Origin of the sequence: Pseudoalteromonas sp. CF6-2, from assembly GCF_021729425.1 — a bacterium.
Taxonomy (GTDB): domain Bacteria; phylum Pseudomonadota; class Gammaproteobacteria; order Enterobacterales; family Alteromonadaceae; genus Pseudoalteromonas; species Pseudoalteromonas arabiensis.
In genome coordinates this window covers 130348-141949 of record NZ_CP091443.1, presented here as the reverse complement: position 1 = coordinate 141949, position 11602 = coordinate 130348, and the positions used below count along the sequence as shown (strand labels likewise).

The window sequence follows — 11602 nt, the reverse complement described above, 5'->3', positions numbered from 1 at the left end:
GGCTTCATTCTACACTGGCAACAGACCTCACGTAAACCGTGAACCCCCTATTTTGCAGATAAAGGTAATAAAAAGGTTAATTATGAGAACTGCATTCTATATTTCTGACGGAACAGCGATCACCTCTGAAGTATTTGGCCACGCAACATTGTCTATGTTTCCAGTTGACTTCAACCACAAAACTATCCCATTTGTAGAAACAGAAAAAAAAGCAAATGAGATTAAAGATCTTATAAATTCGACAGCGCAGCGAGATGGTGAGCAGCCTCTAGTATTTTTTACATTTGTAAATCATGAGCTGAGTGAAATTATTAAATCGTCATGTGCTGTATGTTATGACTTTTTATCGCAGTATAGCGATAAAATTTCTCAAGAGTTAAAAGTTGCGCCGGTACCAAAAGTCCATAGAACTCACTCTATGCATGAAAAGAGTTATGATTTTAGAATTGATGCAGTTAACTATGCGTTGACCAATGATGATGGCGCTAATATTAAAAACTACGCTGAAGCAGACATCATTTTAGTGGGCGTTAGCCGAAGCGGTAAAACACCAACGAGTTTATACTTAGCCTTGCAATATGGTATTAAAGCAGCTAATTACCCGTTAACTGAAGATGATTTAGAAAGAGGCACCCTGCCTGAATGTCTAAAGGCTTATAAACATAAACTATTTGGTTTAACAATTGACCCTGTTCGCCTTGCCGATATTCGCCAGCGCCGTATGGCGAATTCTAAATATGCCTCTTTAAAACAGTGTCGAATTGAAGTGCGTGAAGTAGAAATGCTTTATAAAAAGCAAAAAATTCAATTTTTAAATTCGACTCATCATTCAGTTGAAGAAATTTCTGCAAAGATTATATCTGATACTGGCCTTGAAAGACGTAAGTACTAACTTATTTTAGTATCGGACATTAAAAAAGGCTGCAATGTGCAGCCTTTTTTGGATAACTTAGTGTTACTTACGTGCATCTTTTAATAAATCAGCAACTAAGAAACCAAGTTCTAAAACTTGATCTGCATTTAAACGTGGGTCGCACTGTGTGCGGTAACGCTGCGCTAAATCTTCATCAGATAAACCATAAGCACCACCCGTACATTCAGTTACATGCTGGCCTGTCATCTCAAGGTGAACACCACCTGGATATGAACCCTCAGCCTTATGTACAGCGAAGAACTGACTAATTTCACGAAGAATATTATTAAAGCTACGTGTTTTATAACCTGAGCTCGCTTTTTCTGTATTGCCATGCATTGGATCTGAGCTCCAAATAACTTTACGGCCTTCTTGTTGTACTTTACGTACTAGTGCCGGTAGTTTCTCAGGCAGTACATCTGCACCCATTCGGGTAATTAACGTTAAGCGACCTGGAATGTTATCTGGGTTCACGGCATCGATAAGTTTGATTAGCTCATCTGGGTCCATACCTGGGCCAACTTTTACACCAATTGGGTTTTTAATCCCTTTAAAGAATTCGATGTGTGCGTGATCAAGCTGACGTGTACGCTCACCAATCCAAACAAAGTGTGCAGAACAATCGTACCAGTCACCTGATAAATGGTCACGACGTGTTAGTGCTTCTTCGTAGCCTAATAGTAACGCTTCATGTGACGTAAATAAGTCGGTTTCTTTTAAACTTGGCGCCACTGTTGAGTCAATACCACACACTTCCATGAACTCAAGGGCATCTTGAATTCTATCGGCTAACTGCTGGTATTTCTCTTTAAGTGGATTTGCAGCTACAAAACCCATGTTCCAACGGTTTACTTGGTGTAGGTCGGCTAAACCACCTTGCGCGAATGCACGTAATAAATTCAGCGTTGCTGCACTGTGATGATATGCCGTCATCAAACGCTGTGGATCGGGTACACGTGCTTGCTCTGTGAACTCGAAATTATTGATGATATCACCACGGTACGAAGGTAATGAAACACCGTCTATCGTTTCGTAATCTGATGAGCGAGGCTTAGCGTACTGACCAGCCATACGCGCAATTTTAACTACAGGGCACTTACCACCATAAGTTAAAACAACGGCCATTTGTAAAAGTGTTTTAAAAGTATCGCGGATATTTGCTGCATTAAAATCACTAAATGACTCTGCACAATCACCACCCTGTAATAAGAAAGCTCTGCCTTCACATACAGCTTCTAGTTGTTTATATAAGCTACGCGTCTCTTCAGCAAATACTAAAGGTGGTGCGCTTTTTAATTGTCCCTCAACTGATTTAAGGGCTTCTTGATCTGGGTACTCTGGCTGCTGAAGTATCGGCAGTTTTCTCCAGCTGTCCGGGTTCCACGATTGCATGTTCTTTCCTCATTCCTAACATAGACCGTTAACGAAAACTAACTTATTGCACGTACTAAGTTCAAGGACAATATTCAGCTATTTTTAATTATTTAGTTATTTGATAAATATATTAGATATGAAAGTTTCTTAGCTATTTATTTATATTTTGTAAAACAGTTAGTTAACTCACCATAATACGTTAGACATAGAAGTTATCACATAAGAACACATCTTACTATACGCTGCCTTTACTGTACCCTCATCTTTACAGAACTAAAAAACATTTTTAAACATCATATTGAAAAATAAAAATAATGTGCTGCATCTACCGCAAAGAACACATCATACTTTATTTTATACATAAGTCAGGTCAACATCTGAGTAAATATTTACTTTAAATAATCAATGCAAAAGGTTAGACTTTATTTATGTTTAAGTACGATGTGTTCTTATGAGTTCAAAACTACATATTCGCAGTCAGTTTGATTTGGTAAGTGAATTAACCCATTTGTTTTGTGAAGAATTAAGGCAAGTTGCTTTCCATAAAGCAACATTTTATCAGTTACCTGATATAGATATAAATGAAGAAAAGAAAATCCCATCCACTATTGCTGTACAAAAAGTTGATGGAGATGAAGCCCACAAATTAATTCTAAATTCCTTTGGTGACTTTTATAAAAAATCAGGTCTAAGTAGTCGAGTTTTGAAAAGACATCCAGGTTTGTTAATTTTGAAGGATGTTGATAAGCCACATTTTACAGCGAGAATAAATCAGTTAAATAAAGCGAAGGCTGATTTTAAAAATTGTGTATTAGCTATCGACAATAATGATGCTCGCTTTGAAGCTGTTCATAATGCTGTACCAAATTTAATTACATTAGCCGCTTATCGAAAAGTCCATTTTGAGACCGAGTCACCCTACTCCGTCCGTTTCACTTGGATGCATAAACACGCAACCAAAACACTTACAAAAAAGATGGCTTTAGCAATGTTGGATAAATCGGCTGGTTACTCTAATCCAAGAATGATCGATCAGCATTCTTGGCAAGCACTAGTTGCACAAGAGCAAAGTCGTGTTGCAAGTTTAGGTGATAAAGAAAAGTTACGAATTCGTAGGCCAACAAGAGTGAGCCCGCAAGTTAACGTAAGATACACAGCTCAAAACCGATATCATGTTAGTGCTGCTTTACCATTTATTTTGATAAACCCAGAACCCGATGTAAAACTTGGTACATTACCTGATTATAAAAAACCCGAGAGTCATCCTCGTAAAAGAGAATATGATTTCTTGGTTGATAGACTTTACTTAGAACAAGTAACAGATTGATTATGTTAAAAAGGCCACTCGCGTGGCCTTTTCAATATAGTTGTGAGGGTATTGAAGAGATTAGTCTTCTACTATTTCTTCAATTTTATCTTCATCGATTAATACAGCATTCTCAACAATGCGTTTACCACCTTGAATTTCGATTCGTTTGTTATGCTTATTTAGTGTAAGAATCTCATCACAAAATTGATCAGATGGATGCATCTCATAAGTGTAATCAATAATATTACCCGTTTTATCGTCTTTAACATTAGTTATGTTATATTCTGAAATAGCACCTTTCTCTATTAAATCTTTCATTGTGGTCGTCATATCACGACGTAATGCTTTTAATTTATTTTCTGTAATTTCATCTGTCGAATAAATAGAGCCGTATTTTTCCATGATTGATAAAAGTCGGAAGTGGTATGTTTTTCCTGGTGCAGCATAACGCCATAAATGATACAAGCGAAGCATCATCCAACGAGATAAACCACGTTTTAATTCTTGCGCACTATTAAAGTAGTAACCTTTATATTCAAGATTGTCGATCATGTTATGAACAAATGCGTTCAAACACGCTACACATTTCACATTACCACCTTGACCTTTTTTGCCACTAAAATGAAGTGACGATAAAAAGTTCATATTCGATTCGTAAAAAGAATCATCAATGTCAGTGTTACGAGTATCAGTCGCTGAATATTTAAAAGAAAGTTTAGACCCTTGTAATGCTTCTAAAGATTCTTTGATTTGCGGATACGGCATTGATTGACCAACGGCTTTTAATTCTTGCGCTAATTCATTCATTGAAAAAACAACCGCGTACTGAATACCCGATTTAAAATTAATTTTTACAATTTTACCTTTAGACGCTAGGCGAATAAGGGCACGCTCGACTTTTTCTTCTCGGTCAGATGGCCAAACAAGATATTCTACATCCTCTCCATCTTTTCTAGTGCTAACGACCGCAGGTGTAATTTTAATTTCACCGTCATAAAGAATACCGTCAACCTTTTCTGAAATTCTTCTGGTAACGATGGTTTTTTTAGGTGCTTCTTCAACCGGAAGCTTTTTATGACCAGAACGGACAAAGCGTCCCCATAAATCATAATGATTAAATGTATTTGAGTAAGCTCTCAAACCATGCGCAGCATTTTCAATTGAAACGCGCACATCTTTGTTGTCTGTAAAGAGTGCAAGACTTTCATTATCTATTGCACTTTCCACCCCGTGGATCTGCCCGCGTAAGGTATCGGGTAAATTATCAACCGAGATGTTGACCTTTCGGCTCATTGTTCTTATTTCCAATTTTTCTTCGACAGTTAATAACAACACATAAAACCACAAAAGTTAAATGTTTAAGTTAGTAAAAACTTGATCCGATCATAATTAATTTCTAAGGATCAGCTTTATACTAACTAACTCGCGGTTGCTAAATTTCAGATCAGATTTTTACTAAGGTATAGTTCATAGGTGCAGATTTTACTAACTCAGTTTAAATTATGTCCTGTTAAACGAGTTTTTTTACTAAATTAACACGACATAAATCTCATTTTTAAAACGGCATGTGGATAAATCTAGTTCTAGTTAGCAAAGATCTGATCTGTACCAACTACAGATCAGATCCATACTAACTATTTAATTAAAATAGCAACTATGTCGGTGTATAACTTTCTAATTTAGTTAGTAAAAATTTGATCCGCACAGTTAAAAATGTGAGCAAATCAGTGATTAAACTGTGAATAACTTAGGTGCTTAGTTTTTGCTTAGTAATAAGTTGATCTGTGAGTATTAAGAGATCTGATCTTTACCAAGTAAAATTACGATCTGACTTTTTTAAGAATATTCAATAAAATCAGTTATATACTTCAATATTTTAGCATCTTAACCTTATATACCTATATATTTAACCGATATTAATCTTATTTATTTATACTTAGTTTCACTAAAGTTCCAATTTTTTATTAAATGTCTTATAAATAAAAGGTATGTCGCCTTAAATACTTGTTTACAGCAATTTGAATGGACATTATACTTAAACCATAACTTTGAGGAAGAAAGTATGTCTATCAATAATAATGCGCTAGCCACTTATAGGTTACTAAAAGCGACAGCAGAAGTTGCTGAAAAATCGTTAGAAGGACGTATCCAACATTATCGTGCTCATCTAAAATCAGAAGAAAAAGAACTACGAACCTACACTCAAAAAGCAGCCGCAGATCTATTAGGCTGTAATAATCGTACGTTAAAAAGACGTCACGATAATGGTGATTTTGATGAACTTAACATCAAACGCGGTGCCAACGGTCATTATGCTTATACTTTAGTTAATATCTTCGCTATGGCTGACATTATGGATATTAAGCCTGATCACCGTACTGCAGATGACAAATTACAAGTTATTGTTATCAATTCACTAAAAGGTGGTTGTGGTAAAACAACAAGTATGGTGAATATTGCTGCAGCATTGGCTACTACTAACATTAAACGTTATCGAATTGGTATTATTGATCTCGATCCACAAGGTTCATCATCTAGTTTCTTTCCACCGAGCGAGCCAGATCCGATCACTGTCGGTGACTTAATGCGTGATTGTATTGAACTTGAAGAAAACGAAACCTGGGATGAATTGGTTACTAATTCTTTTCTACCAACTCATATCCCTAATATTCGTATTTTACCCTCTGGGATGGATGATTTTTACTTTGAGCATGAAACTGCAACATTATTAAAAGACAGCTCAAGCTATGATAAAACGCGTCATTATCATAAGTTACTTGAAAAAGTCATTGAACCAGTAAAAGACCAATTCGATCTTATTTTAATAGATACCGCACCTTCTCTTAACTTTATGTTTTACAATGCATTAATGGCTTCAACATCGATGCTTATTCCGGTTCATCCTGAAGCTGTAGATTTTGATGCTAACAATAAATATTTAAAACGATTGGGTGAAATTTATCATACAGTTGCAGCACTAGGCCACCAAGGCTGGGACTTTATGCAGTTCTTAGTAACTAACTATGTAAAAGGAAATCACTCACAGCGTGACATTGTAAAAGATGTACGTAGTGCATTTGGTCGCCAAGTCATGAGTTATCCAATTAATCATAGCTCGGCTATTACTGCCAGCTCATCATCCTTTAACACTATTTTTGATCAAAAAACATCAGATAGCTTAGCTAGTCGAGAGTCACTCCTTCGTGCTCAAGAAAATATCAAAGATGTCGTTGATGAACTAGAAATGTTGATTCGTTCTAATTGGCAATCAACCCAATCTTCTCTTAATCCAGCTAAGTAAGGTTAATAATAAAAATGGCTAAAAAACGTAAGAACGATACCAGCTTAGACCCATTTTCAACATCAATTGAAAGCAGTAGCTTAGATGCATTACTAGAACAGGCAACAGCTGGAGATGTAGTTAGTATGCCTGCTCCTAGCGATCCGACTCGCTTAATTACTTTAGTGTGTAAGGTTATCCCTAGCTCTGAAATTGAATCTAGAACAAAGGTCTATGGCAAAAATCGCCGTGTACAATCATTACTAAATGAAAAGTCGGTTGCCGATATCCTTCCTGCAATTGCTGAAGACGGCCGCAACCAGCACCCTGCTCTATGTTGGGATAAAGGTGACGAAATGCTTGTTTTAGCAGGCTCCCGTCGCCGTAAAGCATGTATTTTAAGTAATTCCGATTACTTAGTTTTAAGCTCTGAAGATTTCACAGATCAAGATGCTAAAATTCTTGCGGTGTCATCAGATCAATACATTGCTCCGAGTCTGTGGGAGCTTGGCCAAGCATATCAACAAACCCGTGATGAGCTTATCGCCGAAGGAAAAAAAGGCTCTTATCGTGAGATAGCGGCTATTGAGGGGGTATCTCACACAGCAATTGCCGATGCTATCAAAGCTTATGAGAACCTACCTTCTGAGGTTTTAAGCCTGTATCCTACGGCAAATCATGTTGGTCGAGAAGTGGCGAAAAAACTTATTAGCGCTAAGGAGCGTGATGAAAAGCTATTTGCAAAGCTAGTCGATAATGTAAGCAATGATGCAGATATCGCGCTAATTAGTAGTGATGATAAACGTGCGTTAGCAATTACTAAACTATTAACAGCTGAACCAGCCGCGCCAAGTCGTCGTGAAGCGCTGATCGACAGTGAATTTGTGAGTGTACAGCGTAACATCAAAAGCGGTGATTTATCTGTCAAAATCGATAATAAAGTGATGACAGACAAACGCTTAGAGCAGTTAACTAAGCTTTTAAATAGCTTCAATTAGTTAGTAAAATAACGATCTCTCACGCTTTTATAGTTAGTAAAAGCGTGATCTATAATTTCATTTTGTTAGTAAAATAGTGATCTATAACATTCAAATTATGCTGGTTTCACCCTCTTAGATCAGTTTTTTACTAACTAAGCACCCTTTACAGGCTTCTTTTCCTCTTAATCTTGTTTGCTTAGTAAAATAGCGATCTGTAAAGCCCCTCTTTTGTGATTAACCTGTTTATAACGTGTGCAATTGTTGTTTGTTAATTGAACGTACTGGTCTTTTTCTGCTCTGATCTTACCTAGGAGCATTTTTTTACTAAGTAATCAGCTCCAACCAGTCCAAAATGCCTCGATAGTGCTTTAGCTCTTGGTCGATAGATCATATACTGGCAGAATTATTTTTTGTTTTTACTGTCAAAAACGTTATGTCTGCTAACTTATCTAAAAATGACTTATTAGCTATCTTTGAAGAAATCAAACAAGAGCAAGAAACTCAGTTTCCTTTATCTGAGCGCTTCATTAAACAGCTATTTAAGCCACATGTGCTAAGTAAAGCAAAAGAATACCACCAGAACGGTCAAATCAACTGGTTAGAGCATAACAGTGACTTTAGTATTATCGATGCATCAATGTTTGGTAATGAAGGTAATACCTTCACTCAACATATTGAGATCAGTAAATTACCAAGTGGCTTTTCGGTTGATTCACATTGTACTTGTGGTTCTAAAACTAAATGCCGGCATGTTGCAGCTGTGCTTCTTAAGCTGAAAATAGAACACTCTGGTGACTACGGTGAAGACTACATCATTAATGATTGGTTTAGTGAACTTAAAACGCTAAAGCAAAATACCACTAATACTGCTAAACAAGTTCTATTATTTGTCCTCGATGTAGAGAAATCTGTTGTAACCCTCACCCCAAAAATTGCTAATTATGACTCAGAACACGACTATACATTGGGTCGAAACCTAACTGAGCAGCAATTAAATAGCTTTGTAACTCCTACTGATTTATTAGAATCGGATTTTCGTTTATATAGCTGGATCCGTTCTCAAAATGCACTCGGTAAACTTGAGCTTAAAGGTCAATGGGGCTTCGCTGCACTGCAACAGCTAATTGCAACTCAACGTTTGTTTTTAGGCCGCTCTCGTCAGCCTATAAAAGCAGACAGCATGCAAGCTTTAGAGTTTGGTTGGACACAACACAAAGACTTAACCTCATTAAATATGAAACTTGCAGGCCAAGATAATTGGTTATTGTTAAAAACAACCCCTCCTACTTACCTCGATCCTGATAAATTAAAAGTAGGTCGTATACGTACTCCGTTAACCGCTGATGAGATTGCTTTACTTGCAAATATGCCAGCTATTCATACAGAGAACTTTGACCGCGTTTATCAGCAACTTAATGATAACTTTGGTGAAGGTGTTATCCCCCACGCTTTTAAGCAAAGTAAGAAAAATAACTCCCGTACAGTTTTTCCTGTCATTAGTATCAATAGTGATGAGAACGTAATCACACTCTCTTTAAAGTTTAATTATCATAATTCGCTGTATGATTTAGGTCAGGCACCTGCTGATATACTGAACAAGTCGCTTGAGAATACGGTTGTAAATGAGCTAACAAATCTCGGTTTTGAACTCTGTAAAGGGGCTTTACAAACTGAGCTCATTTTTAATAGAAACTCGGCGATTCACGGGCACTGGCTTAAGTATGAAATAGTTCCTAACTTATTGAAACGTGGTTGGAAAATAGACGATAAGCTAAGCGTCAGCAAAGGGTTGAAGCAAGTATCACTTCAAGTCCAGCGTGGTAAAGGTCATCAAATAGTTAGTAAAATCGTGATCTCGGGAGTCAAAACGCTACAACTATTTACGACAGATAATCCCGACTTCCAATCTCTCAATCGACAAAGTGAACTGTTTTATTATTTCAACGTAGGGAAGCGTTTTGCTGTAGTAGAAAAAAATGCAATCACACAATTAAATGACTATCGCAAGCGATTTGAGTACATTAAAACTCGTGACGAAATCTTAATGCCTTTATCGTTTTTGCCTAAGCTTATCGAGCAAAAAGCAATTAAGGTTAATATTGTTGACGATGCGCTTGATGCTTACTTAGCTGAATTAAATAGCTCACAACAGCTTATTAAAAAGTCCGATATTCAAGGCTTAAACCCAGGTGTGCAATTACGTGAGTATCAACAACACGGTGTTGATTGGCTTAACTTTTTAAAACGTCACCAACTTGGTGGTATTTTGGCAGATGATATGGGGCTAGGTAAGACCTTGCAAGTTATTGCCTTTTTAGCGAATGCCAAGCAATCACCTCAAGCAGGCCCTACGTTAATTGTTTGCCCAACCAGCTTGGTTGGTAATTGGCAAAGTGAAATCAATAAGTTTGCGAGTAACTTAAAAATCACTACCGTCTTCGGTGCTGCACGCAGCGACCAATTACAACAGTTGTCGCAAGCTGATTGTATTTTAACAACTTACCCACTGCTTAAGCGCGACATTGCCTTTTATTCGCCGCTGTATTTTGAAAACATCATTCTTGATGAGGCGCAATATATCAAAAACGATGCCGCACAGGTTTCACGCTTAGTTAAGCGCCTTAACGCAGACTTCAAGCTGTGCTTAAGCGGCACCCCTATCGAAAATAACTTATTTGAGCTTAAATCCTTGCTCGATTTTGCAATGCCCTCTTTACTTGGTTCGCAAACACATTTTAAGAGCTATTTTCAAATGCCTATTGAGCGTGATAACGATGTTGCCCGTGCAGATGAACTTAAATCGTTGATCATGCCATTTATCTTACGCCGAACTAAAGTACAGGTAACGCAAGAGCTCCCAGAGAAGACCGAGCTAGTTAAAGAGTTTGAATTTGAAACTAAACAAAAAGAAATTTATAACGGCATAACTGAATCATTAGAGCAGAAATTGGTCGATCTATTTGCCCAGCAAGGTGTGCAAAAAAGTAAGCTGGCATTTTTAGATGCATTATTAAAGCTTAGACAGATTTGCTGTCATCCAAAATTGATCGACCCTAGTTCACAGGCTGGCAGCGCTAAGCTTGAGTGGTTATCTAAGCATTTGCCTATCATGCTAAGCGAAGGTCGTAAGGTAATTATATTTAGTCAATTCACTATGGCACTTGATGTGATAGCAGAGCGATTAAATGAGCTAGGCACCCGCTTTAGTATGCTAACAGGGCAAACAAGACACCGCGACCGTGTTATCGAAGAGTTTACTCAAGGTGATACATCCGTGTTTTTAATAAGTCTTAAAGCCGGCGGTACGGGATTAAATCTAACTCAAGCAGATACTGTGATTCATTTTGATCCTTGGTGGAACCCTGCCGTTGAGAAACAAGCGACAGATCGTGCCTACCGAATTGGCCAAACTAACCCTGTGTTTGTCTATAAATTGATTATGGCTAACTCAATTGAGCAAAAAGTATTTAAAATGCAGCAGCATAAGCAAGCCCTTGTTGATGCATTATTTACAGAAAAATCAATGAGTTTCACTCAGTTTGATGAAGAACAAATGCTCGCACTGATAAAAAATTAAATTTTTTTAAAGTTTTTTTGAACTAATCAAATTTTAGGGCGTCTATTATTATGCTTGTTGTTAAATTGCAGTTTACATAAGCATTATGTTGATTTCCCATTTGGTTACTAAATTTTAGTAATGTTAGAGCCAGCTCACCTTGAGCTGGCTTTTTTTATGCCTAAACCCC

The 11602-nt window shown here is 37.1% G+C and carries 7 protein-coding genes; 5 read left to right on the top strand and 2 right to left on the bottom strand.

The genetic code is table 11. From position 1 onward, the window contains the following. Window positions 1-82: 82 nt before the first annotated feature. Window positions 83-892 (top strand): pyruvate, water dikinase regulatory protein, encoded by an 810-nt coding sequence (locus L3Q70_RS17355; protein WP_062567870.1) that lies wholly within the window; start codon window positions 83-85, stop codon window positions 890-892. Window positions 893-955: 63 nt separating this feature from the next. On the opposite strand, the gene L3Q70_RS17350 is transcribed toward L3Q70_RS17355, so the two are convergent. Continuing rightward, entirely contained in the window at window positions 956-2305 is a 1350-nt protein-coding gene (locus tag L3Q70_RS17350; protein ID WP_054563102.1) for a 3-deoxy-7-phosphoheptulonate synthase class II, read from the bottom strand. 433 nt (window positions 2306-2738) lie between these two features. On the opposite strand from L3Q70_RS17350, the gene L3Q70_RS17345 reads away from it, so the two are divergent. Next, the gene (locus L3Q70_RS17345; RefSeq protein WP_237115548.1) at window positions 2739-3614 is read left to right on the top strand and encodes a DNA replication terminus site-binding protein; all 876 of its coding nucleotides are present in this window, start codon (window positions 2739-2741) and stop codon (window positions 3612-3614) included. A gap of 60 nt (window positions 3615-3674) precedes the next feature. Here L3Q70_RS17345 and L3Q70_RS17340 read toward each other — a convergent pair whose 3' ends face one another. Next, window positions 3675-4889 (bottom strand): hypothetical protein, encoded by a 1215-nt coding sequence (locus L3Q70_RS17340; protein ID WP_062567868.1) that lies wholly within the window; start codon window positions 4887-4889, stop codon window positions 3675-3677. A gap of 769 nt (window positions 4890-5658) precedes the next feature. On the opposite strand from L3Q70_RS17340, the gene L3Q70_RS17335 reads away from it, so the two are divergent. The 3 genes from L3Q70_RS17335 to L3Q70_RS17325 all read left to right on the top strand — a co-directional run bounded on the left by L3Q70_RS17335 (window position 5659) and on the right by L3Q70_RS17325 (window position 11433). Next, a complete protein-coding gene (locus L3Q70_RS17335; RefSeq protein ID WP_237115547.1) occupies window positions 5659-6897 on the top strand; it encodes an AAA family ATPase in 1239 nt (412 codons plus the stop codon). A 14-nt stretch (window positions 6898-6911) separates the two neighbouring features. Next, window positions 6912-7874 (top strand): transcriptional regulator, encoded by a 963-nt coding sequence (locus L3Q70_RS17330; protein ID WP_237115546.1) that lies wholly within the window; start codon window positions 6912-6914, stop codon window positions 7872-7874. 415 nt (window positions 7875-8289) lie between these two features. Beyond that, window positions 8290-11433, top strand: a complete 3144-nt coding sequence (locus L3Q70_RS17325) for a DEAD/DEAH box helicase (RefSeq protein ID WP_237115545.1) — start codon at window positions 8290-8292, stop codon at window positions 11431-11433. The last annotated feature ends 169 nt before the right edge of the window (window positions 11434-11602 follow it).

What these genes read in the sequence shown, in the direction of transcription:
- L3Q70_RS17355 (WP_062567870.1), top strand. Translation starts at nt 83, where the DNA reads ATGAGAACTGCATTCTATATTTCTGACGGAACAGCGATCACCTCTGAA.
- L3Q70_RS17350 (WP_054563102.1), bottom strand. Translation starts at nt 2,305, where the DNA reads ATGCAATCGTGGAACCCGGACAGCTGGAGAAAACTGCCGATACTTCAG.
- L3Q70_RS17345 (WP_237115548.1), top strand. Translation starts at nt 2,739, where the DNA reads ATGAGTTCAAAACTACATATTCGCAGTCAGTTTGATTTGGTAAGTGAA.
- L3Q70_RS17340 (WP_062567868.1), bottom strand. Translation starts at nt 4,889, where the DNA reads ATGAGCCGAAAGGTCAACATCTCGGTTGATAATTTACCCGATACCTTA.
- L3Q70_RS17335 (WP_237115547.1), top strand. Translation starts at nt 5,659, where the DNA reads ATGTCTATCAATAATAATGCGCTAGCCACTTATAGGTTACTAAAAGCG.
- L3Q70_RS17330 (WP_237115546.1), top strand. Translation starts at nt 6,912, where the DNA reads ATGGCTAAAAAACGTAAGAACGATACCAGCTTAGACCCATTTTCAACA.
- L3Q70_RS17325 (WP_237115545.1), top strand. Translation starts at nt 8,290, where the DNA reads ATGTCTGCTAACTTATCTAAAAATGACTTATTAGCTATCTTTGAAGAA.